The sequence below is a fragment of the Peribacillus suis genome, assembly GCF_059384845.1.
Window position 1 is genome coordinate 3,343,257 of sequence record NZ_CM182019.1, and the last position, 25,001, is coordinate 3,368,257.

Here is a 25,001-nt window from a genome sequence, read left to right on the forward strand (position 1 = left end):
CCACTTTACATAGTAAAATGGATTTGCATCTTAATTAAAGCAAACTAAGTACTTCCCTAAATACCTTCGATGGCTGGTGAATCAATAATTCTGTACTTAATACCTGTGTCTCGCTATTCTTACTTATCGATAAGGTTTGTTCTTCCTGGTTCAATCGAATTTCGATATCTTTAAATGAAAACGTTCCAATCTTGGAGGCCTGATCGACGACCTGATTATCAAGGCTGATTTGGATCTGATCCGATATCCTTCTAAGCATCCTCCAAAGAGTCGTTTCCTGTTTGTTCTTCATGTATAACTCTGGCAGCTCTTTCGCGTCATTTAGTTGGGTTAATGTGGTCATCATATAGGTGGCGATTCCGTATTTAACCGGACGGATCGCCTGCTTCGTATTCTTCCAGACTTCCATAAAGAACGTCACGAAATGCTCATCCGTTGATAACCTCTTGATTTCACCATACTCCGTAATTCCGTTCTCTTCGATGCCCGAGGTCTTATAAAGGGCTACATATTTCGCTTCCTGCCACCCTTTTCTCAAACTAGTAACCGGGATTTGATAGGATCCTTGTTGGATAAAATCTCGGTATGCAGCTTCAGACGAAACCGTTCCGACAAGTACTTTTTCCTCTAACGTGGATGTCCATTCTTCTTTCGTTCCCCTAGGTAAGATCCCTTCCGCTTGGATTTCCTCAGGACTTTTTTCAATGAGATGTTCGATGAATTGTTCGACCATATCCGTGGCCTGGGGCAAAAATGGCAAGCCGCCAATATTGACCGAGTCGATACTCGTATAAAAGTGGTGGTCTTTATAGCTTTGTTCATCAGACCAGGGAAATAACACATAAGCCCCGAAGGCCGTCCGTTCGTATGGACCGTCATTCATCGAGACAATCGAATCTCGGTAACGGTGCATCGTATTGATGTCCTCTTCCATGGGTCCAGGTGTGTGATAACGACTTTGATAATAGCTGTCCGGCTGGGCATAATCAATCCGGTACTTCGCATCGAATACATAGTTATAGCTATGGCTCTTGCCTTTTTTCGCAATCGTCAACATCGTATCCGGCTTTTGCGATACCGTCGGCAATTTCCCTACATACTTTTGATACGTGAGTTCGATTCTTTCCTTTGTCACTGGGTGCTGGAAGACTCGCCTTGCCGTACGATTGGCTTCCAAGTTTACGAAGAGCCCCTCTCTGTTCACACTGACAATATCTTGACTCATCAGCGTATACTTCCTGTTTAAAATCTGGCCAAGCTTCAAAAAGGTCCAGTACTCATATAAGGTGGCAACGTCCTTCACCGACATTTGATAAAGCTTTCCTTGCAGCATGATTCCTTTTGAAACCGTTAAGAAAATTTGAAACGCATCTCGATAACCAGGTGCCATTTGGAGGACCAAACTCATCACCGAACGATCAAGCCGGCCGATCCTTCGCCAAAATCCATTCCTCTTTATTGATTCGAGTTGCCGTTTCATCTCATGCAAACGCAGTAACAGTTCGGGATCCGGCTTTTCCTTGAACCGTTTGTTCTGGTTCATCAACGCCCCCAGCAAATCATCGAACTTATGAATCAACCGTTCCATCATCCATTTCACATACCGATTTTCATTTGTATCGTAACGCAGCTCTTTTTTGGGCTTCATGCCATCGCGTGGCATCATCATTTTCCCATGAATGTGGATTCCTTTTTCCACTTCAACGAACGACTGACTGCGCTTTTGCAGATACTTCCGGGTATAGGAATCAGCCTTGCTCATTTGATCGCCACGTGCTTTTACATATGTCGTTTCTAACTTGTGGTGTGGCTGCCGCTCCACTCGATTGACTGCCTGGATGAATTGCTTGAAGTGCTTCGTCATCAATCGGTAAAATTCCGCCCGGCTTGGTTTGCCATCTAGCTTAATGCTGGCTCCTAAATAGGTCTTCCGGATAAAGTGAAAGGCCAAGTTATAAATCTCATCATTCACTTCATCCAGCAACTGGCGGTAATCCTTCTGATAATCCAATTTGACCGGAAAGATCTCAAGCGTTACTTCCACTAGCACGCGGTCTTTGGAACGAATTTCAAAGGTCGTATACCCGACCTCATTTTGAAACTGAAGATTCCCCATCAACATCGGAATTTCCGCTAGGTCCACTCGTGTAACCGCCTGGCGCAAGATAGGATGCTCATGATAGAATTCCAATTCTTGATTTTGTTTGGAAACCACAATCACTTGATACATCCCATTCTCGAAGAAGATCGGGCGGACGTCCTGTGACTCGGTTAACCTCCCTGATTCAATATCATAGACTTCGACACGTTGTATCTTCTCACCCTGTACGGAAAATTGCATCACATCATGAAAATCCATCTTGCGGTACTGCTTTAATCCCTCATACCGGTAATGAAATGGCTTTCCCTTGATCGCAAGGGACAGACTATCTGTCTCGATTTTGACCAACGTGACATCATCAGGAGATCCAGAAGGAAGTGAAGCCATCTTCTTCTAACCTCCCTAACATCTCGACTACCTTAGCCGCACACTTTGGATACCTCGCCGTACTACTTTCATTCCATGCCGGATCATCGCTATATTCTTTGTTCGTAAATAATTGATATAACCCTCTTAACAGCCGATCTACACGGCTGTCACTTCCAGAAATGCGTGGCAGGATCTTCTGTAAAATGCAGTGATCGAACGCTGTATGAAAATCCATCAAATCGCTTTCTTCATTATATGCAAGATAAAAGCAAATCTCGTCGCGAACCCGGTACCCGATATGGGCATTTGTTAAGATCAACGATTTATTGATTTCTTCTAATTCCGCCGTGACCTTCTGAACCAAATCCTGATTTCCGAGATATAGATCTTTCAGGTGCAAGTATTTCGACCTGAACATATGGTCCTGAACCAGCTTTGATTCCACTTCTTCTTGGTCTTCCAAAAAGGAAAGATTCGATAACGCCACCCGGTTAAATTCAATCGTATTCGCCCGGTCGAGCACCTTTTTACTAAAGGGATGGGTCGTTTCATCCATATTGACCGTCCCGATGACATACAGATTCACAGGCAGCCTGATATCCCGCTGTGCCATCTCCGCTGATAGAAGGGTCGACGTAACCATCTCCCCGGCTTCCCACTTCCGGCTCTCCATCACACTCAGCACATCACTGAAATAATGCTCCACCCGTGCCAGATTCATCTCATCCAGCAGCACAAAATAAGGATTATCCGGATTCTGCTCCGCCTTTTCAATCACCCTCGTAAACGGACCCTGCTTGAAGTCGCCCTTAATATCCACATACCCAAGCAAATCCGACCCATCATTCCAATCCGGACGAATCGGAATCAACGTAAACTGCCCATTCTCCTCCGTCGCCCCCACGCTCTCCGCAAACCACTGAACAATCTTCGTCTTCCCCGTACCGGAAATCCCGGAAAGAATGACGAATGGTTTTGTTTTAAGAGATAAAAATAGATTAGTGACTTCTTCCCTGGTGTAGAAGAAACCTTTGGCAGTTATGTAGGAATGGATGTGGGTGATAAGGTCTTTGTTCGTCGCTAGCCATTTTTCTTTTTCGTATGTAATTTCACTACCCATAGGTGGTGCATATAAAGGATCGATCTGAGGATCTTTCTTAAATTCAACATACTCTTCATAATAGCCAACCATCATTTCAAGGTCCTGTATAAGCTCAGATTCCGACGGTAGGTCGTCCAGGTTATATTCAATATAAGCAGCTGTAGAATTTACATATTGTTTCGCTCTGCTACTCTCCCCTAAAAATAGGTAATCATCTTGTTTCACTGAAGAATCCATAGAAATATGTCCACGAATATCTCTCTTGATCCGCTCCATATCTTCTTTCGATGTTTCCGTAACACCCTGACTGAAAGACAAATACAGTCTCTTCATATCTTCACTGAATAAATAAACCAGATAATAGCCTCTTTGCGTAGAATTAGTGACTGCATTATTTAGAATCGATATCCAAGGTACCGTTGCCCAGTTTCCTTTACCCGCAGAAGCAGCAACAGAGTAATTTACTTCATTAAGAAAAGGTAATTTGTTAATCTCACTCGGTACATCATGTCTTATAAATCTTGCCAAAGCATGCCCACCAAAATTACCACTTCTTGCTGCTAGATATTCATTTGATATTTTCAAAAAACACTCTCGAAGTTTACTGTCCACTTTTTGCAACCCCTTATTGAATGATGCTCTTTATAGGAAATTTTCCATTTGAACTAAACATGATTTTCGACATTTTCCATTTATCAAATTAACTTTTATAACAAGTAGCATATAAGTACTTAAACGATTTTAAAATAAATTTTTTTATATCTACTTAACCTTCCGCTCAAAATGATAATGCAGCCGATATTCACAAATATCCTTAGTCATATCAAATAAAAGCTGCTGATCCTCTGGTGCAATATCGAAATTTAGCTTAAACGTATCCTCTTCATACGAAATGAGCCCTTTAGAACTTCCACTCCACTTTGTCATCGGCATCGTTGATATCAACTTACTAACTCCGGCTTCATCATACTCCCATAGCTTCTTAGAAGATTTATCTTCAAAATCTTTTTGTTTCCGATACTCCGTTTCAGTTAAGTATCTATGGAAGAAAGGAGCCGCTTGTCTAGAGGTAAATGGTTTGAACCACTCATTCTGACCTCGCTCCAACATCGCCAGCAGAACAACCATCTTATAACTCTTGTTCATACCGGTCTTTTCTACTTCAAAAACTAACCACTGTTTATATCTTTGAAAAACGACTGATTCACTTTCTGAAAGTTCCCCCGCCCATTCTAAAAATCCATAATATGAGGAGAATTCCTGACGATATTGCGGGGAATCAGAGGCGCCTTTTAGATGTAACTCCAAGTACGTTGGTCTTCTTCCTAATTCCTGCTTTAAAACTTGATAATCACCCAGTAGTTTTTCCCGTCTAGGTTGCTTCTTCCTCGCCATTTCTTCTAAGAGATTAATAACCTGAACATCCAATTCCAGATCACATAATTCAGGAACAACTGGCTCAATGACCTTGCTTTTCTTTTTGCTGAAATCTTTATCAAACAAACTCAACTTAACATCTGCATTACGGTAGTTGCCTATCAAATCGATGATCACGCAATGATCCTTGGTATCATGGAGCCGTAGCCCCCTTCCAATTTGTTGCGTAAAGACCGTTAAAGATTCAGTCGGTCTTACAAATAAAAGCGTATCTACAGCCGGAATATCGACTCCCTCATTGAAGAGATTGACCGTAAAAATAATATCCAACGTGCCATCTGCAAGCTGACTTATAGCATCATCTCGGTTAAGGCCCACTTGCTTGGAATGAAGGCTAACCGTTCGATATCCCTTCCTATTAAAATAGCTAGAAAGAAAATCAGCCTGCTTAATTGATGAACAAAAGCCTATTGTTCGCGTTTGCTTTTTATCTGTCCAAGCCTTCAGTACCTTCTCCGCCATTTCATCCCGTAATTGAAGCTGAAGTAATTCGGTTTCATCATACCGATTCCCGAGCCATGTAATCTGACTATAATCTGTCTCATCATATACCCCATAATACTTAAATGGAGATAGCCAGTTCCGCTCAATCGCCTCCAAGAAATCGAGTCGGAATGCGACATTCCCACCGCAAATCGCATACACATCCTTGTTATCGTTTCGATCCGGTGTGGCTGTTATCCCCAGCATGAATTTCGGCTGAAAGTACTCCAGCACCCGTTGATAAGAATCCGCTGCCGCATGATGAAATTCATCGACCACAATCAAATCAAACTCTTCAGGATCAAACACTTGGAGATGCCGCTGCATGCTTAATGTATAAATGGATGCAAAAGTGGTGTGTCCGTTCGTTTCCTTCACCTTGCCGTTATAAATAGAAAACTCTTGATCAGGCATGACCGTCTGGAATGACTTCTTTGCCTGATGCAGGATTTCTTCAAGATGAGCAATAAACAGGACCCGTTTAAAATTACGAGCAAAGAAACCAGCAAGATAGGTCTTTCCTAATCCAGTCGCCATCACGACCAATGCCTTATCATAATCTTCTTCCAGTGTTTTATTCAGTTCTTCGAGCGCTTCGATTTGTGCAAATCGTGGATAGATGTCTCCATACGGAGCAGGTGGGTCATGAATGACTTCCGTTGTTGGAATGGGTTCTGTCTCATTTGGAAGCATTAAATCCATTTCTTCTGTCTCTGTCCATTTTTGTGCAAGATTTGGCGTATGGATATGAAACTTCTCATAACGATCTTCGTATTCCTTCAGCGTTTCTTGATTCAACGGAATCGTTTGACCGGCATAAAACGTTTCTAAAAACAGATGCAAGCCTTCGGAAAAGACATCCTCATCATTACTAACTGAAAGACTCCACTCCACCCCATGACTTAAAGCCGACCTTGATAGATTGGAAGAACCAACAAACAAGCAATCCTGATTCTCCGTTTGGAAAAGGTAGGCTTTGGGATGAAAGGACACACCATTACTCTTCCACAGTCTGACCTCAATCCTAGGATCAATCTCTAAAAACATTCGCAATGCTTCTGGCTGCGTCACAAATAAATAATCGCCTGTACACACCTTAATCTCTGCCCCACGTTCAGCTGCCACTTTCAAGGCCTCTCTCAGATACTGAACACCAGACTTCATGACAAAGGAAGTCAAAATACATATCGAAGAAGCAGACTGAATCTGTTCCAATAAGTGCGTTCCAAGTTGATGGGTGATTAACTGAACCTTACTCATCTTCAACCTCAATCAGATAAATCTTCTCCTTAAAGCCACCACGTTTAGCAGCCTTACTTCTCCGCACTTCTTCCACTTCTTCAATAGAAGATCCATGATACTCAGCTAGTGCATGCATAATTTCCAACACATCTGCCAATTCTTCAATCGCATCTTCTTTATTATCCGTCTCTACATATTCCTGTAACTCTTCAAAGCTTTTCTTTTTCAATTCATCTATGTATTCTTTATCATTTAACACTCTGGTTGTATATTTCTTACCTGTGGCTTCGATTATTTGTGGGATACGATCCCGGACTAGTTTGTTGTGGACTGGCATATAACAGCGGCCTCCTTTAAGGTTTATATCATGATTATATCAAAAGACCCTCTTTATTTTGTCATTTCCACATAGGCTCTCAATCATGATATTATTTAAACATAGCAAAACCATAGGAGGATACCATGAAGAAGCTAGTTAAAGTAGTTGCAGCCATTATCGAAAACGAAAAAAATGAAATACTATGTGCGTTACGTTCTCCAGACATGAGCATCCCAAATATGTGGGAGTTTCCCGGTGGAAAAATAGAAAAAGGTGAAGATGCTTTTTCAGCTTTAAGAAGAGAGATTGATGAAGAATTGCAGTGTAAAGTTGAAACCGAAGGGGAAGTATTTAATGATAACACCCATGAATACGACACCTTCATCATTAACTTATTATCAATAAAATGTAAAATCATTGAAGGTACACCAACAGCAAGTGAGCATTCCAAGTTTATTTGGTTAAAACCAGAAAATTTAAGCTCTCTAAAATGGGCACCTGCTGACATCCCAGCAGTCAAGCAATTGATGAACGAAAAAAATAGTCTTCTCAAATGAGAAGACTACAGTTTGTAGACAAAAGGGGTTCGGAATGGTTTCATTCCGAACCCCTTTTGATATTTTCTTGGAATTTTGCTCAAGATTAAGAGCGTGGGTCTCTACGAGCCCACTATATTAGGCCATTTTTGAATCTTGCCATGTCCAATTGGCCATCTTCTTTAAATTCATGGCAGCGAAAGTAAGCATCGCCTGCATCGACAATTTTTTAAGTCCCCTTAAAGTAGTCCAACGCATACCATGCTTTTCTTTTGCATCTGCGAATACACGCTCAATCGTTTCCTTGCGTTTCGCATAGATAGGTTTTACATCTTGATGATGACGCAGGTGATCTGCTTCTTCCATATTTTCTTGCCAGATATGACGCGTCACCACTTTTTGATGGTCTTTGCTTTCTGTACACTGTGATAAAAATGAGCATGTCTTACAAATGTGTTTGGGAGATTTATACTCGCGATATCCCTCTTTATTTGTTGTTGAGTACTTTAAAACCTCGCCCGATGGGCAAAGGTAACAGTCAAAATGTTCATCATAAACATACTCATGTTTGCGGAAGAATCCTTCTTTTGTCCGTGGTCGTGTATAGGGTAAAGCCGGCGTGATTTCTTTGCCAAAAAGATAGCTTGTAATGGCTGGTGTTTTATAAGCTGCATCTGCGGCGACGGCTTCAGGTTTTCCAACTTTCTCAATCACTTGTTCAACCAGTGGCTCTAACATATGGCTATCATGCGTATTTCCAGGTGTTACAATTGTCCCTAACACAAAACCGTTGCGGTCTGCAGCCGTGTGAAATGAATAGGCAAACTGTTTTGTACGTTCATCTTTCACGTAGTAACCACTCTCAGGATCTGTTGTACTTTCTTTAATCTCTTTGGTTTCTTCCTTATCAAATTTATCTGGTGGAAAAGGTTTCTTTCCGTGATCTTCACGATCCTGATTTATTTCTTCTTGAAGGCGTTCTTGATATGCTCGTGTTTCCTTACGAACGACTTTCTTTGCAAACTTTCGTTTATTTGCACTGGCTTTCACATGAGTGGAATCAACGAATACATGCTCTGCACTTATTAACTTTCTTTGGGCAGCTGTCATTAAGATCCGATAGAAAATCTGTTCAAACAAGTCAGTATCTTTAAAGCGTCGCTCATAATTTTTCCCGAACGTTGAGAAGTGAGGTACTTTATCGTGGAAACCGTAACCTAAGAACCAACGGTAAGCCATATTTGTTTCAACTTCTTCAATTGTTTTACGCATAGAACGAATACCGAAGGTATATTGAATGAATGCAAGTTTAACCAAAATAACTGGATCGATACTTGGGCGGCCTACCTCAGAATACATATCTTTCACCAAATCATAAATGAAAGAGAAATCAATGGCCGCCTCAATTTTACGAACCAAATGGTTCGCTGGCACCAGTTGATCCAATGTAATCATTTCAAGTTGATCTCGTTGAATAGAATTATGTTTCGAAAGCATCCTCATCACTCCAAGTTTTAATACTTCTATTTTAAAACAAAAAAAACTGTAGGCAAAGTCGATTTTCATCGAGTTTGTCTACAGTCTGTAGTCTTCTCAAATGAGAAGACTATTTTTTATTGCTAGCTCGTTTCTATATATCAGCTTCTATCGTTCCATCTTTTTCTTTCCTCTTATAAAAAGGACTCAAGTTTATAAATAGTTTTTTCAACTGTTCTTCTTCAATATTATCCTTAAATATATATTCAATCAGTTCTTCTTGGCGCGCTTGTCCTAAACTCAGTCGGTAGAGAGCAAGGATTTTCATAAGCCGGTCATATTTTACCCCGTCTCTGCTAAGTGGATAGAGTGGAACGATCCTCTCAATTTTAATGTCCTGGTTTCCTGGGAGACTCCAAAACGGCACTAATTCCGATGTTTGATCATCTCTTTCCACGAAGTTCGCGGTATGAAACATCTCCTGCCATATGTTTTTCTCGAATTTTATATCACCGTATTTATTGGCGATGTTCTGCCGTATAGCTAGGGATTTATACCGGTTGATTCTACCCTCTCGCTGCTCCAGATCAATCGGGTTTGAAGTGAGGTTCCAATGGATGATTTTCCGGCAATAATAGTGAAAATCTAGTCCCTCCTGTCCGATTGAAGTTGTGGCTAACACAAATGGACGAAATGGCGAATTGAACGATAGCCGGATGTTTTCCTTTCGGTTAAGTGTTTTATCCTCATTTCTCGTATCATAAAAGCCAACGGCATAATTGGTTCTCATTTTGATGTAGGGGTCTTCTCCCTCTTTGTTCTTTTTGCCATTAGACATGATGCGATTTTTAAAAGTTTGATACGTATCAACATTGTAGCTTGCCGTGTGTGTTTTTAGAGAATTGGCCATCACTTTAATCAGCTGTTTATTTCGCTGCTGTTTTTCTGCTTTATTCAGCCCGCCTTCTTCAAGAAGCATATGGGCATATTCATCGAGCATGGCTTGGATATTTCCATCAACACAGTATTTGAGCACGTTTTGCCAATAAGCGTCCTTACTTTCCGTTCCATATTCCAGTTCGACAATAGAGATGGCTTCCTGTGTATTAAAACGGTCAACAATGACCTTAGCCAGATGAATGGCTCCTGTCAGAGATTCACTGTCCAAATCCTCAAGCATCCTGGCTACGGCAACGGCGGGAGATCCTAAAACCATATGAACGAGAACATCAAGTAAATTATCTGGCTGTCTCCCTAGCACGGGAAGCTTTTCATTGACAAAGATTGACCGAAGCTCTTCTACATGCTTCTTTAATACACCTTTATCCGCTCCGTTCTCTTCTTTTTCATCAGCCTCCAATGAAGGTAAAACATCCGATTTCTCAAACCACTCCTGGATCGCCTTTTCACCTAAATCGAATAACAATGGAGCCAGGTAATACCATCTTTCATCCTGACGTGACTGATCTTCCTTCCGTTCATATGGTAGTTGATTGAGCCTTTTTTGAATTTCAGCCTGTATCTCTCCTTTTACTTCGGCAATGGTAAGCTTCCTATTCAACACATCTACCGGGTTGAAGAGCTTAGCCAAGGTGATGGAAGGATATAAAAGAGTAAGATGATTCATATTGGCTGGCGCCTGATCTTTCATGGCGAACGTTAATCTTGGTGAAGGGAACCGTCGTTCAGCAAAGTAGTTTCGTGTTTTATCCTTTTTCTTCTTTGGTGTTTTCTTAATCAATTCTCCTACTGTTCGACGCTCGGCTTCATAGGAAATAAGAGTCGCAATAGCACGCGGGACCATTTCCCATGCAGAGAACGCTAGCACTTTAGAAAAACGGCTTTGCCCGGTGAAAGGACCCCCAAACTCATAGTAGGGAATGGACGGTGGGATCCACATTAGTCTCTCCGCTTTTTTTGGAAGGGAAGTTTCTTGCAATTTCGTTAGCTTGGCATTCATGGCCGGCAGTTTCTCATAGTTTGCGATTGTCTTTTGATTCACCCAAAGCACAGGTTTTCTAGCCAATGTGATTTTGTCACGGTTCTCCCTAAAATAATGGGTGATCTTTTGCTTCAGCTTATAATGCTCCATGAAGGACATCAGAAAAGGTGCAGATTTCACATATTCTGCCGGTACCTTGTCCTTTAAATCTGCATCCTCCAAAAGTCGGTCCATTTCGATATAGGACAGCACATCATTTTCGGTAATCCTCAGAGGGCTCCCAACGGAAGAATCAATCAGTTCGCTTGCACCTTCCACAAGCATACGTTCAGTACGTGCTATTCCTTTATATAGGCTATCTTCTGCTTTCTGTTTCTTGATTGTAACCATCGCAAAATCTTGAAATTCTAATTGGCTTAAAGCGAATGAGTAATCATGCCACACTTTCTTGAAATTCTGTTGATGCTCCGGATGTTTTTCAAACAAAAAATCCGTGACCTGCATAAATTCCTTATAGTGATCATCACTTCCCGTTTCACTCATTTCTTCCATTGTGGAATATAACTTGTAGGGAGTGGCAGACAATAAAAGAATGTTCACCTTTTCTTCATTTTCCTTGGAGCTGTTAAAAAACTTACTGGCTAGTAGGGCCGTTTCACTCTCTCCGTCAGAATCAATCAGCTCGGGGAAGCGCTGAAATTCATCCATAATCACAAGATCAGCATCCATTAGATCGACACTGATTTCTGCCATCATTTTTCGCAGCTTATGGATCAGTTTACTGGCACCATCTACTCGTTTACCCGGAGTTCCTTCCCTGCGTATGATGTGACAAACCTCTGCTAAAATCTCCACCAAGTCCGCTTCCTGGTTGAAGAAACCATCGACCTTCCCAAGGAGGACTGTGCAATATTCGTTATTGCTCTGCGCGTCACAAGCCTCGACTCTCTCTTCATAAACGTGTTTCCACCAATCCCAGCTTTTTGTGGCGGTATCCATCATCAAGGTTTCTAACTCAACTAGATAAGGCTGCAAAAGGTGATATCTTTTTAAAATAGCGAACATCAAAGCTCTTTCTAAAACACTTCCACAGCCTCCAGTCATATCGAAGGAGGTTGATGGGGTTAACGGAATGAGCTGTATATAATGATCCTTCATTTCCGGATTGAATTTATTTTCAAATATTTTCAGATGCTGCATAGATAACCTTGTATCCGATAGGCCGTCCAACAAAACCTGTTGATCGATTTTCAGCTTCGCCAGGTTTTGGCCTGCAATGCTTTGATTGGAACAAACATATACGACCTTAAATAAATCATCATTCAATGCATGCCGGTGATAGCGGGCCATTTTGGCTATGACCCCTCTCGCTATCATTGTTTTACCAAGCCCGACTTCATCCGCTACTAGGACACGTGCATAATCATGGGTAAAAAGGTGATAGACCCTCTCCACGGTTGCTTGCTGAAAGTCTTTTAACCCAGAAAGGATTTCCTGTTCCTTTTGAATGAGGTTCATCATCTTCTCACCTTCTTAGCTGCTTTGATGAATGTTTGATATAAGGCATGGAACTCTTTTGGGATGATGTCTTCGTCATGGGTGATGATATCCATAATCGCTTCCACTTCTTTCAGCTTCTCTGGTGAACGGGAAGCTGCTTTCAGCATATTCTCATAGAGAACAGGGTAATCGCCTGTGGTCATATCCCAAGTCCCTGCTCCAAACTTCTTATTCTGTGACTCCTCAAGGGCAGACATTAGTAAATCATCTGATAATAAAAAAGCCACATATTTCAGAAAGGTGTATGGGTCATTAATAATGGAACGGAAGATTTCTGATTCTCTTTCTTTTGGAATCCCTTCCGTCTCAATCTTGATAATTCTCTCCACCTTTTCGCCGTCTTTTTCTGCCCGGATATTATAAAATTCACCCAGCTCTAACATGCTCAAATTTTGAATGAATGTCTCCTGTTTGAGTGGCTGCATGTTTTTACTTAACAATGGCCCAATTAAAAACTCGGTATCTTCAGGAAGTGAATCAAAAGTAATTCGCATAGTAAAGTGATTTTCTTCAGTAAGAATCATGGCTTTCGATGGTATTCGGCATAACTCTTTGATTCGCTTCTGTAGTTCATCGGTTACGTCTGATTCAAACTCGTCAGTGAATGGTGGAAGGGTTTCTATTTTTTCGAAGGGATTTTGGTCTTCATTCTCCCCGAATAAATCGTCCAATAGATCCATAATCTTGAACCCATATTTTTGATAGTGTAATTTCAGCAAGAACTCTATGTTCCCGTTAAATGCATTGGATGAGCTATTGGCGGAACCAATATAAATATGATGCTGATTATATTTGGTTCTGGCATAGAGTTTTGCATGAATATCCTGAAATTGAGGCATGACATGTTCAGCATTTTCTTCACTAATGGAAGCTTCGCCTTCAACCACACTATCTTTCAACACATATACATCGAAGTCCTGGAATACATGTTCCTTAAGCTTAGATAATTCCGTTTTCCTTGTAATCAACACTTTAGTCGCATCTTTCAATGATTTATTATTTAGTTCTTTTATGATCGTTTCACTAAGGAATGGCGAAATGATAATCAGTTTATGATAGGTTTCAAATAGTTTCGTCTCTGCTTTTCCATATCCCTCAATGCCAATTGGACAGAACTCAACCTCCGGAATCGATGGATCAACCGTATCAAATTGGACGAATTCCAGCTCTGCTATTAATTTTTTGATTTGCTTTTTCTTTTGCTTATTTTTTGTATAGGGGATAAGGAACGACAAGAAATCGGATAATGGCTGATTTCGAGGATTCTTTCCTTTTACCTTCTTCCCTTCCAGCGCAATCGCCATATCCCAGCTTCTATCGAAGGTCAGATTACGGGACAACACAAGCACCCGATATAATTCATTCCGATTTTTATCACGATATTTTATGACCCAAACTTTTGGGTGAAAAGAATAATTGTTTTCTAAAGCCACTTCAAACACTGAATTCTCCATTAATGCGAATAGGTTGTTTCCGTTTTTCGGCGCTTTAATTTGTCCTGCTTCACAATATATCGCAAATGCATCCACGCTTCTTCTTAATCCCTCAAGAACATAAATGGGATCATCTTGAAGTGTATGGTCCATTTCTTCTGAAAGACTCAGAGCCAAGGGAACACCAACAAGTGCCTCCAAGTCCAATGAGTAAGTCGTTCCAATGGCAAACTCCACATCATACCCTGGCGGGGGCATAAGCAAATCGCTATAATTGAGTCGATTCTCTGCTGGTTTAAGCATGGGGTTCCTCCAATCCTTTCATGGTATCTGTGAGTAGTACTTTTGCATTTGCAAAACGGTATTGAAGCTTTTCGGTCCCAACCCAATCCCCTTCTTTATAATGGTACACCTTCGTATTGTGAAGCTTTGCGCGGTCTTTTGTTTTCAGTTCAATTTCACGGTTTATAATAAGCTGATTCATGACCGACTCGTCCCCTGATATGACCGCTTTTTGCCACCCCTCAAGAAACCTGTTCAATCGAATGTTATGGATGCCAAGGCGATGGGTAAGCTCTCTGAATGGAAAGGATGAGAATTCTTGTTGGACAAAGGAACTCTCCTTCCACTTTTCCCACTTCTGCAGGGCTTCTTCATTCTCTCCATTAGAAAGGATTACATTGTACCGGATATTCGCACCAGAGACGAACTCGCTAAACCGCTTTGCCATCATGTAATCTTCTTTTAAATGGTCCGGAAGACGGAAAGCATCACCAATGGCTTCGAAATCATGAATTTTCTCTACTTCCTCAAAATCTCTTTTAAGCAAAAAGGCAAATAAACTCTCTTTAACTCTTTCAGATTTGACGATTTTCCCTTTTAAGAATTCCGCCTCATTATAACTAAGTTCCATAGTGAGACCTTCCCTCCAATCCGCTTCTGGAAGAAGGCAACTCCAAAACATACCATTATATTCATCTATACTTGTATTCACATCATCATTTTCTTCATTGCCTAAGAATCGTGCCGAGTTTTTATTCTTCTTCATACTGATAACTGCCTTTGCATAGTTTGCCAATGAAAGGGAGTTATGCTTAAAGATTTCAAACGTTCGCAGTCCACTCCAATAGATACTGGAAGGTTTCCTTTTAAGCTTATGACCTGCACGAGCTCCAATAACGCCATCAACCTCTTGTTTATTCAAAATGTCAATTAACGCGATTTCTTCTATATCTAACTTTTCGATAAGTTCCTTCGAAGATTTATAATTCTCTTTCTCTATTTCCATCAATAAATAGGGGACAATAAAAAAATACTTCGCTCTCGTCTGGATGGTCGATGTACCAGGAAAAAGAATATCAGCCAAGCCATCCCGAATGGAGCCAATTCCGAGTTCATCCAATGCTCCTGGGGAAGATAGGGCATCAAGGACTGCCATCACCTTATTTCGATGTTCCCCCGAATAATCAATCCAACCAATTTTTAAAGAATTCAATGTAGGGCTCCTCTTTATTTAGTAGAATGAATATAGATAACTTTATATTTATATGCACATATTGAAAAAAAACAAACCCATTTATATACAAAAACGCGGACTTAGTTTCAGTCCTACTTACACAATCGTATCAGTAATTCGCTTTTGAAAAATAAATGGTTTATTGGTAATTATTTACTTATTATTAGTTGAATCCTGCAAATTTAAGCTCTCTAAAATGGGCACCTGCTGACATCCCAGCAGTTGAGCAATTGATGAACGAAAAAAATAGTCTTCCCAAATGAGAAGACTACACTCTTTTCGTGAATTCTGTATATAAGCTTGCAGGAATTTCATTCTCCAATTTCATTTTAACGGTTATTGGCTTTTCTCCTTCATACTCCACGGTATTACCCTTGCCTATATAAATATAAGGTTCTATCTTGCCATCTATTTCTTTATACTTTCTCACAAATAGGTGTAGATGAACTCCTCTTTCCTGGTTAAATACGATATTTTTTCCTCTATCAGAGCTTGGAGCTGTACTATTTGGTGTCTGCCATTGGAAATATCGCTCATTTATAAATTCATCATGATAGTTGATACTCTCTTTAATGTCATCTTCCTTATGCAAATCAATAAATAAGAAATACTCATTCCCATTCGCAAGCAACCCTGATCCCCTAAAGGCACTATGACTTTTACGATAATTTGAAAGAAGTGCCACGTCACCCATTTGGTATTGTTCATATAATTTCAGATGTGGCACACCATAGTATTCTTCCTTAAATTCTTTCTCATATCTAATAATCCCATAAATAATGAGATCTTCGATATATTTTCTATACTCTTCATTCTGTAGAACTGTTTCATATACTGATGTCTTCGATAATAATCCATCTTCAAGTGTAAATAATTTAAGATTTCTTTTCCTCTGACCAGGGTCATAGAAATTCTGATTTAGACATTCAAGAGCGTGCAGCACACTATCTTCATCCACCTCTTTAACCCACTTCAATATCTCATGTTTTGCGGTTTCTAAAGAGATCACATCATGATCTAATAAGTATTTAGAGATCACAAATTCGTATACCCTCTTAAGTGGTAACTTACTTGATAATTCTTTTAATGCTCCTTCAAAAGCTTCCTCTAGTAACAAACTTTTTAAGTGATCATTTTTCTCTACTTTTGCTACGAACTGCAAATACGTTTTATCACGGTTAATAAATTTAATAGGATCAGGAGCTCCGTCAAATTTCATATAGTCCATTAAAAACAATGGAATTTTCCCTTGATTCATTTTCTTAAATTCAAAATACTCTTCCTTCAAATATTTCAAAGAGTTAAAGTTCTCTTTATCAATTTGAGCAAGGATTCGTTCTTCAGAGATTTTATCCATTTGAATATGCGTACAACCTGGTATATTGGCAAAACCAGTTGCGATGGCCACCTTCAAACTTTCTTTATCATAATAACGAGTCCCATTTAAAGCGATAGCAATCAAGAACGTTTTACTATGATTTCCGATAAAATCAAGAACGGTTAGGAAACTTTTATCTTTGTGCTTACGAAGACCACGGCCCAGCTGCTGGATAAAAACAATCGGTGAATTAGTAGGCCTAAGCATCAACACCGTGTTAACAGAGGGAATATCTACACCTTCATTAAAGATATCGACCGTAAAGATAAATTCTAACTCATCCGCATCATCTTCTAGCTTATTCATATAATAAGCTCTCCGCTCGACTGAATCCTCTCCAGATAAACAGATACTATGATAGCCCCTATTATTAAACTCTTGGGCCATATATTGAGCGTGTTCGATTGTTACACAAAAGCCAAGTCCTTTTCTTTTATCGCCATCATGTCCATAGAAGTTCATATTCTTAATAATAAAGTCCACTCGCTCGTTAACCTTTAATCTCTTAGTAATCTCCGCTACATCGTCTATATCAACATCACTTAAATCGATACCCTCAATGTCGGTAATACCAAAGTAATGAAAAGGAATAACAAGCTCGTCTTCTAAGGCTTCATGTAATCGAACTTCTAACGCCACGTTATTATCAAATAAATCAAAAACATTTTGCTGATCACTTCGCTCAGGTGTGGCTGTCATTCCTAAAGTAAATTGCGGTTTAAAGTAGTCCAACACAGCTTGATAACTAGGGCTTGTAGCATGATGCGCTTCATCATAAATTATATAATCAAATGCATCTCGTTCGAATTCCTGGAAGTATTTAGACATGGTTTGTATGGTTGAGAAAATATAATCCTTATCTTTTTGCTTATGGTTCCCAGTCAGTAATCCAAAGGTTAGTTTTTCATTAGGAAGAAGCCTTTCAAAAGTCTCTTTTGCCTTTTTTAATATTTCTTCTCTATGTACAATAAATAATAACCTTTTAGGTTTAACAGCCTTTACATCAAAAGCCGACATATATGTTTTACCTGTACCTGTTGCGGCGATTACCAGCGCTTTATTTTCCCCAATTGACCTAATTCGTTCAAGGTTTTCTACTGCTTGCCTCTGCATCTTATTCGGGACAATATATTCTGAGCTTTCATAAATAAATGGCTGTGTATTTGTAAACCCACTTAATTTACTCAAGAACTCTTCATATTTACTAATAAACGCGTCGTCCGTAACCACACTACTATTCCATAGACTATCATATTCTCTTAATACATCTTTAAGGAACTGTGCGTCCTCTTTCGTAATGATCTCAACATTCCATTCAATGTTACTCTTGAGAGCACTCTGTGTAATATTCGAAGAACCAATAATCACTTTATACGAGTCCTTAAACTCAAAAATATAAGCTTTTGTATGAAATCCAATCGCCTTATCTGTTTCAAAAACTTTCAAATCGATATGACTAAATTCATTTATTTTCTTAAGTGCCTTAGCTTCGGTGAAATTCAGATAAGTAGAAGTAATAATCTTCCCCTCTACTCCTCTTTTGCCTGCTTCCTTAAAAGTATCCAATAAAAGCTGCAGCCCACTATAATTAATAAAGGCAACGCTAAAATAAAATTTTTCACATTCGTTTATAGAAGAAATGAGTTCATTTAATAGATTGGTTTTTGCCGAGTTAACAATTAACTTTTTCTCGGTGGTCATAATTCGGGCTCCTATTCGTTTTATAATCTGGAACATATATACATATTCTCCTGACGATGATATCATATTTAATAAAAGACAGAGAACAAAAGTCCTTTTTAATATCTAAACTAACTTTTAAAAATAAGAAGTTATTCAACTAAAGACAAAATTGGATTAGACACTTATATTATACGCGTAAAACTATCTTCAGCTCTGTTTGTAAGTGAAGAATAGTAAAATTACAAATATGATAATCTAGTAATACTATTTACTATAAGATTAAATTAATCTATATAATTATAAATTTGGATTTATAAAATATTCTTGGAGGAAAAATATGAAAAAATTAAACATACTCTTAATTATCGCTATTCTATTATCATTAATAACTGGAATCAAGACCACTGAAGCTGCTTCAAACGTCAAAGTGCACTACATTAACATTGGTCAAGGGGATGCTATATTAATTCAGACACCAAATGAAAATATCCTTATTGATGGTGGCGGAAAAGGTAAAGGTGATGAGGTTGTTGCCTACCTCAAAAAACAGAAGGTAAAAACTCTTAATGCTGTAGTATCCACTCATCCTGATGCGGATCATGTCGGTGGATTAGCTTATGTTATACAATCACTTAATGTAAAGTCTGTTTATGCACCGAAAGTGTCCCATACCACGCAAGCATACAAAGACTTTTTAAAGGCAGTAAAAAAGAAAAAGCTTACAATTAAGTCAGCTAAAACAGGAGTGGAAATATCAACCAAGGCAAAGAACACTTCATTAAAATTCATTGCTCCTGTTAAAACCTATTCCAATTCTGACTTAAATAACTGGAGTGCTGTACTGTTGCTTAAGCACAATAAAAAAACATTTTTGTTTACTGGAGACGCCGAAGAAAAATCAGAAAAAGATATGTTGGCTAAAAATCTAGTACCAAGTATAGATGTACTAAAAGTTGGCCATCATGGAGCAAAAACCTCATCAAGTTCAGCTTTCATTAATAAATCTAAACCAAAGTATGCTGTAATTAGTGTTGGAAAAAATGGCTATGGTCACCCCACATCTACCGTTGTAAAACGATTGAATTCTGTTAAAGCTAAAACATATCGTACAGACAAATCAGGAAACATTATTTTTACTTCTACGGGTACGAAAATTACTGTGAAGACGGTGAAGTAAATGTTACTGGGAATTATTGATCGATTTGAAGGAGAAATTGCAGTTGTAGAAATGGAAGGCACAGAAATGAAGGATTTTCCGAAAAGCGCACTCCCAAGAGATGCTAAAATTGGAGATGTTCTATTCATTAATGGAGACGAAATAACAATTTCTAATGAAAAGACTAAAAGGTTAAGAAAAGAAATTGATGATTTAATGGATGAACTTTTCGAGGATTGATAGAATAGTGTACAGCCCTCTCACTTGAGCAAGGGCTTTTTTTCTTTTTAAGCATTACTTAAAAAGGCCTCTCTTAAGAAAGACCTTCTCAAAGTAATATTTTGTACTTATTTATATGGAACTTTACTTTTCACAAGCGATTAGGTCTTTATCACGATCCTTACTTTTGTTAGCATCATAGAGTGCCTTTGAAACATAAGGATTGTATTTCGTTTTACCGCCCTTGTTTTTAACTGAAGAAGAACGCGCTACGCCTCCTTTATATTTCTTGTTCAGCTCAGTACAATTTTTATATGTTTTGACTTTAGCTTTTGCTTCAACAATCTCATTAGAACTTATTGAAAATCCCAATACTAGGGTTAAAGAGAGAAAAGGAACCAGTATTTTTTTCATGAATAGTCTCCTTTTTATTTACTATTATTTATATAATTAATATTAATTCGCTGTGATGTAATTTACAATATATATTATTAGACCTTTTTTCTTTTTTATATAGGCTATGTTAAAGCTATTGGTGTTGTCATTTCTAAATGGCTGTCGTTGTTTTTTTTAGGAAACCTAATTTATCGTTTAGTTCATTTAAGAACGTATTATTGTTGTTTTCAAGAATTAAGAAACGATGCCAATCAAATTTTTGATGAACTAATTCAATTGCTCTTTTGTGGCTGATGGTTGGTTTTGAAAACGCTACCGTTAAGGATTTAAAATTTCTATTTTGCCCGTATCTGATGTTATCAATTCTAAATATATCTTGAATCGAATTTGTACAAGCACCATTTTTCTTGATTAATTCTTGTACCAAAGCGCTCTCCTTTTCATTACTAGTCGGTGCTACATTACTGTGTAAATTTTTTATTGAAAGTAAAAAATTAATAACTCCGTCTTGTTCGATAACAATATCTGGTTCTTGGTATTTCCCGTTCTTTCCTACATACCGATTACCTATTTTTAGGCTAATGTTTCCATTTTGTACTGATTTATTTTGAACCTGCCCTGTCATCTCCAATGCATGGAACATAAATCTAAAAACTAATAGCTCCGTTATACCTGTAAAGTTAGCCGTACTCCCACATTGTAATTCCACTATGTTATAAAAGTCTTTTTTAATCTCAAATATTTCATTGCAAGTAATCGAATGTAAGTTTTTTTGTATGTAATCATCCATCTCTTGGAATGCGTTTGAAAACTTCATAAAAACCCTCCTTTTTTCAAGATAAGAACCATTTCTATTTTCCTAATTAACTATCCTGCCCCGTTAGTTGCAAAAGAAAGAGATTGCCTCAGCAATCTCCCTTATTAAAGTAAAGCCACTCATTAACCATTATGATTAATTTAACATAAATAACCAGTTTGGTAAAACTAATCTAATTAGATGTAGGGTAGTTGTCATCATGCCATTTTACACTAAATCAACCTTTACCTTTAACATAGCCTTTATATATTAGGATAGTCAGGAAGCATTGAATAAATATTAATCTACTTTTTCTTTATCATTCACAAAATTAATTTCTCCTTTCCTTTTGTAAAGTTTGATACCACTTCCTTTTTCATATAGAAAAAGCATTTTCTTTGTGGAACGTTCAACTAGCTTAGTTTGAAGAAGAGCTGCCCTTCCCATCCTGTCTTCAATTTGTTTTTTTCTCATAGATATATTTAAACTATGTCCATGACTCATATGTACTATGGTTTCAATAGAATTTAGTTTTTCTAAATTTTCAATGTGAGAATGTGCTAACCAAATGCTTTCCTTTGGTCTACAGGAGTTACATGGAAACCAAGTGATTCCTTGTTTTGCAGAAATGGAAATAGGCACTCTATATATATTTCCCAGTATGGACTTCGAACCTATAATTGCCCCTTCTAAACTTGATCCTAGGTAGTTAAGAGTATCATTGATTATTTTCTCTGGAGATTTATTTACTAAGAACATATTCTTTCCCTCTATTGCTCTAGTATTCTCCTTACCGAAATTATCAAACTCCGATATTAAACTAATTGTTTCTTTGTTAATTATGTATTCTCTTTTCATATTAATCACCCCTGCGACTATTATCCTATTTTATGTATTTTTTGTAAAATCAACCTAATTATTTAGACCTATAAAAACTTGTTCTTTTTGATTCATATTCCTGTTAAATGAACTTACTTTTTACAAAACAGACCTACAAAGGCATAGTTTTTCATTTTCCCAATGAATATTCATTCATTTTTACTGATTTTCTTGTCATTTTGTGAAGTTTAATAGAACTTTTAGGTCCGGTCTCTTTGAAAATGACAATTTCATGAAATGTACAGACATGGAGCTCCCTTCACTTAATTATTGACAAATATTGATTAACCCTTTATGGTTATACACATAAGTATATAACCATATAAGTTTTATTATGGTGATTCTGAAAAGTGGTGAGGGAAATGAAACCGTTCCATCAGGATAAACCGATTTATTTACAGATACGCGAGAAAATCGAGGATCAGATTGTGAATGATCAGTTAAAGGAAGGCGACCAGGCTCCTTCCACGAACCAACTCGTCAGCTTTTATAAGATCAATCATGCTACGGTGTCCAAAGGGGTTAATCAGTTGGTGGAAGAAGGGATTCTTTTTAAAAAAAGGGGGATTGGCATGTTTGTAGCGGAAGGTGCTAAAAGCAAGCTTGTTCAAAAACGGAAAGAGGCGTTCGTCGATCAGTATGTCATCGGATTGGTTCAGGAAGCAGATAATCTAGGCATCAGTGAACGTGAAATAATGGAGTTCATTAAACAGGTGAAAGGACGTGGGTTGCATTGACGGTAGAGGTTGTTGTGAATAATCTTGGTTTACGCTACGGGGAGCACCATGCCCTGCAGCATATTGATTTCAAGCTGTCTGGACCGAAGATTTACGGTCTTCTCGGCAGAAATGGGGCTGGAAAAACGTCCATATTGTCCATTATCTCCTCATTCCGCTTTCAAACGGAGGGTATGCTTACAATCAATGGTGAAGAGCCTTTTGAGAATGCAAAGGTCATGTCATTGGTTAATTTCATTTACAGTAAGGATTATAAGGAAGAATCCGAAAACGCCAAAAACCTTCTCCGGGATGTCGAAAGGTATCGAGCGAATTTTGATCGTGACTATGCAGACACCCTCCTCAAGAAGTTCAATTTACCGGTCAATAAACCTTTGAAGAAATTCTCAAAAGGGATGCAATCTGCCTTTGATGTGGTTGCCGGCTTGGCTAGTAGGGCACCGATCACCATTTTCGATGAAGCCTATCAAGGGATGGATGCGCCGACACGTGAAAATTTTTACCGGGAAGTGTTAGAGGATCAAGCTCACCATCCGAGGATTATCATCCTTTCCACTCATTTAGTTTCGGAAATGGACTATTTATTTGATGAAGTATTGATTCTGCATGAAGGAAAGCTGTTACTTCAGGAAGAGTATGAATCGTTCATCACGAAGGGCGCTTCGATCACCGGAGAAACTGATGAGGTAGATGATTTTGTGCGTGGCCTTGAACTGAAGCAGTTAAGTGTACAGCAATTGGGCGGCACCAAGTCTATAATGGTTTTCGGGGAACTAAGTGAAGCCAAACGAAAAGAGGCGCAGCAACGTGGACTCGAAGTGGGACCCGTTTCGCTTCAAGATTTATTCATTCACTTGACTGGAGAGGATGTCTGAAATGAATCAAAAGCCTTACTTACTAGTAACGAGGGATATGTTTTGGATGCAGTTTGTTTGGACACTCAGCTTCTTTGGCGTCATGTTGCTTATCCATGTAATTAAAATAACCACTTCTCAGTTTAGCGAGGATGAAGTAAGTACATTTTTCGCCTCGTCTTCCATTACTTCCAATATATTCATGCTTGTCATCGGGATTATCTCTTCATCTAGTTTCATCAAACACTATGTAGGCCATGGAATCACAAGAAGAGATTTCTTTTATGGTGCCACTATCGCTTCCGTCACCTTGTCGATCATCATTCCCTTAATGTCGGCACTCATTACTCAGGTGATTTCGTTTATCATCAAGCTTGCTGATTTACCGATCGTTTTTCAAGGATATAAGTCGGAGCATATAGATGATGGCGGAAACCTCATTAGTGATATGATCCAATCCGTTATTTTAACACCGATTGTAGAACTTCACAGTGACCCGCTATTAGCCCTATTGATCTTCTCATTAAATATCCTCACCTATTATATAGTAGGATGGCTCATCGGGGCGGCCTTCTACCGGTTTGGAACCATTGCCGGCCTTGGCAGTATTGCATTGGGGGGCTTAGTTCTTTATATAGAAGACGTTCTCATTCATGCCGGACTCGCAATTGGGATGTATAACTACACCTTCACGATGCCTTTGTATGTATCCGTCTTCGTGGTGTTTGTGATAATAGGAATTATCCTTTGGATCATACGTCAGTTTACTAAAAGGGTGGCCATTAAGGTTTAATAGGTATGAGGATGATGTTAATAATTATAAACGTAAAGCCTCACTACATGTCGCATGTAGTGAGGCTTTGTTTTGAAGTTCAGCTGGTGGCTGTCACTCATCTTCATCCTCTTCGTCTTCCCACACGGTTAATCCGTTTAAAAATGTTTCAAAGTCAGGAGCTAATTCAATGATTCTCTCTTCTTCTACATCAACGAATATAACAGGTGGGTTATCTTTCGTCTTTCTGTAATCGAGGGCCGTCCATGTATGTCCATCGCCGGAGATAAGGACAAGGTTTTTCGGCAAGTCCCATTCTTCGATTAAATATTCGCTATCCAAGATGCCGTCTTCTTCGGCAATTCCGCTGATATAGTCCACGTTCACATGGTCATCCGCCCATGATGTCGGAACATCAGTTGGATAGGCGTTGCATTCAATATAGCCACCGTTCTGTTCTTTAAGGAGCGTTATATAAGCTTGCGGCAATGTTACTTTCAGCTGTTTTTCTGCTATTTTGACCATTTCATCTGTTAATGGTGCTAACTTCTCTATTTCTACATCTTCTAACCAGATGCTTTTCCCCATTGTTTGCACTTCCCATACGTTCATATT

19 protein-coding genes are annotated in these 25,001 nt (G+C 38.8%); 6 read left to right on the forward strand and 13 right to left on the reverse strand.

Features of this window, described 5'->3' with window-relative positions:
* Positions 1-34 precede the first annotated feature (34 nt).
* The 4 genes from AC503W_RS16355 to AC503W_RS16370 all read right to left on the reverse strand — a co-directional run bounded on the left by AC503W_RS16355 (position 35) and on the right by AC503W_RS16370 (position 7,071).
* Entirely contained in the window at positions 35-2,488 is a 2,454-nt protein-coding gene (locus tag AC503W_RS16355; RefSeq protein WP_494914971.1) for a DUF2357 domain-containing protein, read from the reverse strand.
* A complete protein-coding gene (locus AC503W_RS16360; protein ID WP_427590805.1) occupies positions 2,460-4,184 on the reverse strand; it encodes an McrB family protein in 1,725 nt (574 codons plus the stop codon). The genes AC503W_RS16355 and AC503W_RS16360 overlap by 29 nt, the downstream gene beginning before the upstream one ends.
* Before the next feature lie 150 nt (positions 4,185-4,334).
* Positions 4,335-6,752: a DEAD/DEAH box helicase family protein gene (locus tag AC503W_RS16365; RefSeq protein WP_494914973.1), complete on the reverse strand. Its 2,418-nt coding sequence runs from the start codon at positions 6,750-6,752 to the stop codon at positions 4,335-4,337.
* Entirely contained in the window at positions 6,745-7,071 is a 327-nt protein-coding gene (locus tag AC503W_RS16370) for a pyrophosphohydrolase domain-containing protein (RefSeq protein ID WP_494914977.1), read from the reverse strand. The genes AC503W_RS16365 and AC503W_RS16370 overlap by 8 nt, the downstream gene beginning before the upstream one ends.
* Positions 7,072-7,196: 125 nt before the next feature.
* Here AC503W_RS16370 and AC503W_RS16375 point away from each other — a divergent pair, with 125 nt between their 5' ends.
* A complete protein-coding gene (locus AC503W_RS16375; RefSeq protein ID WP_494914980.1) occupies positions 7,197-7,610 on the forward strand; it encodes a (deoxy)nucleoside triphosphate pyrophosphohydrolase in 414 nt (137 codons plus the stop codon).
* Between the two features lie 117 nt (positions 7,611-7,727).
* Here AC503W_RS16375 and AC503W_RS16380 read toward each other — a convergent pair whose 3' ends face one another.
* From AC503W_RS16380 to AC503W_RS16400, 5 genes are all read right to left on the reverse strand, one after another.
* The gene (locus AC503W_RS16380) at positions 7,728-9,086 is read right to left on the reverse strand and encodes an IS1182 family transposase (protein WP_494914984.1); all 1,359 of its coding nucleotides are present in this window, start codon (positions 9,084-9,086) and stop codon (positions 7,728-7,730) included.
* Between the two features lie 133 nt (positions 9,087-9,219).
* On the reverse strand, positions 9,220-12,528 hold the full coding sequence (locus tag AC503W_RS16385; RefSeq protein ID WP_494914986.1) for a helicase-related protein: 3,309 nt from the start codon (positions 12,526-12,528) through the stop codon (positions 9,220-9,222).
* A complete protein-coding gene (locus AC503W_RS16390; protein WP_494914990.1) occupies positions 12,525-14,303 on the reverse strand; it encodes a phospholipase D family protein in 1,779 nt (592 codons plus the stop codon). The genes AC503W_RS16385 and AC503W_RS16390 overlap by 4 nt, the downstream gene beginning before the upstream one ends.
* A complete protein-coding gene (locus tag AC503W_RS16395) occupies positions 14,296-15,495 on the reverse strand; it encodes a DUF6361 family protein (RefSeq protein WP_494914993.1) in 1,200 nt (399 codons plus the stop codon). Before AC503W_RS16395 ends, AC503W_RS16390 begins: the two co-directional genes overlap by 8 nt.
* 289 nt (positions 15,496-15,784) lie before the next feature.
* Positions 15,785-18,595: a DEAD/DEAH box helicase gene (locus tag AC503W_RS16400; RefSeq protein WP_494914995.1), complete on the reverse strand. Its 2,811-nt coding sequence runs from the start codon at positions 18,593-18,595 to the stop codon at positions 15,785-15,787.
* A gap of 319 nt (positions 18,596-18,914) precedes the next feature.
* Here AC503W_RS16400 and AC503W_RS16405 point away from each other — a divergent pair, with 319 nt between their 5' ends.
* Positions 18,915-19,754 carry a ComEC/Rec2 family competence protein gene (locus AC503W_RS16405; protein ID WP_494914997.1) on the forward strand — a complete coding sequence of 280 codons (840 nt, stop codon included), beginning with the start codon at positions 18,915-18,917 and terminating at the stop codon, positions 19,752-19,754.
* A complete protein-coding gene (locus AC503W_RS16410; protein WP_494914999.1) occupies positions 19,755-19,973 on the forward strand; it encodes a DUF3006 domain-containing protein in 219 nt (72 codons plus the stop codon).
* A gap of 123 nt (positions 19,974-20,096) precedes the next feature.
* On the opposite strand, the gene AC503W_RS16415 is transcribed toward AC503W_RS16410, so the two are convergent.
* The 3 genes from AC503W_RS16415 to AC503W_RS16425 all read right to left on the reverse strand — a co-directional run bounded on the left by AC503W_RS16415 (position 20,097) and on the right by AC503W_RS16425 (position 22,002).
* Positions 20,097-20,366, reverse strand: a complete 270-nt coding sequence (locus tag AC503W_RS16415; RefSeq protein ID WP_494915000.1) for an excalibur calcium-binding domain-containing protein — start codon at positions 20,364-20,366, stop codon at positions 20,097-20,099.
* Between the two features lie 133 nt (positions 20,367-20,499).
* Positions 20,500-21,165: a hypothetical protein gene (locus AC503W_RS16420; protein ID WP_494915001.1), complete on the reverse strand. Its 666-nt coding sequence runs from the start codon at positions 21,163-21,165 to the stop codon at positions 20,500-20,502.
* A gap of 279 nt (positions 21,166-21,444) precedes the next feature.
* Positions 21,445-22,002 carry a competence protein ComK gene (locus tag AC503W_RS16425; protein WP_494915003.1) on the reverse strand — a complete coding sequence of 186 codons (558 nt, stop codon included), beginning with the start codon at positions 22,000-22,002 and terminating at the stop codon, positions 21,445-21,447.
* Positions 22,003-22,385: 383 nt separating this feature from the next.
* Here AC503W_RS16425 and AC503W_RS16430 point away from each other — a divergent pair, with 383 nt between their 5' ends.
* From AC503W_RS16430 to AC503W_RS16440, 3 genes are read left to right on the forward strand one after another with little or no spacing between them, the layout of a single operon-like run.
* Positions 22,386-22,760 carry a GntR family transcriptional regulator gene (locus AC503W_RS16430; RefSeq protein ID WP_494915005.1) on the forward strand — a complete coding sequence of 125 codons (375 nt, stop codon included), beginning with the start codon at positions 22,386-22,388 and terminating at the stop codon, positions 22,758-22,760.
* On the forward strand, positions 22,757-23,635 hold the full coding sequence (locus tag AC503W_RS16435; RefSeq protein ID WP_494915007.1) for an ATP-binding cassette domain-containing protein: 879 nt from the start codon (positions 22,757-22,759) through the stop codon (positions 23,633-23,635). The genes AC503W_RS16430 and AC503W_RS16435 overlap by 4 nt, the downstream gene beginning before the upstream one ends.
* A gap of 1 nt (position 23,636) precedes the next feature.
* On the forward strand, positions 23,637-24,407 hold the full coding sequence (locus tag AC503W_RS16440; RefSeq protein ID WP_494915008.1) for a hypothetical protein: 771 nt from the start codon (positions 23,637-23,639) through the stop codon (positions 24,405-24,407).
* Between the two features lie 93 nt (positions 24,408-24,500).
* Here the strand turns inward: AC503W_RS16440 and AC503W_RS16445 are convergent, their stop codons facing one another.
* Positions 24,501-24,974 (reverse strand): SMI1/KNR4 family protein, encoded by a 474-nt coding sequence (locus AC503W_RS16445; protein ID WP_494917385.1) that lies wholly within the window; start codon positions 24,972-24,974, stop codon positions 24,501-24,503.
* Positions 24,975-25,001: the final 27 nt, after the last annotated feature.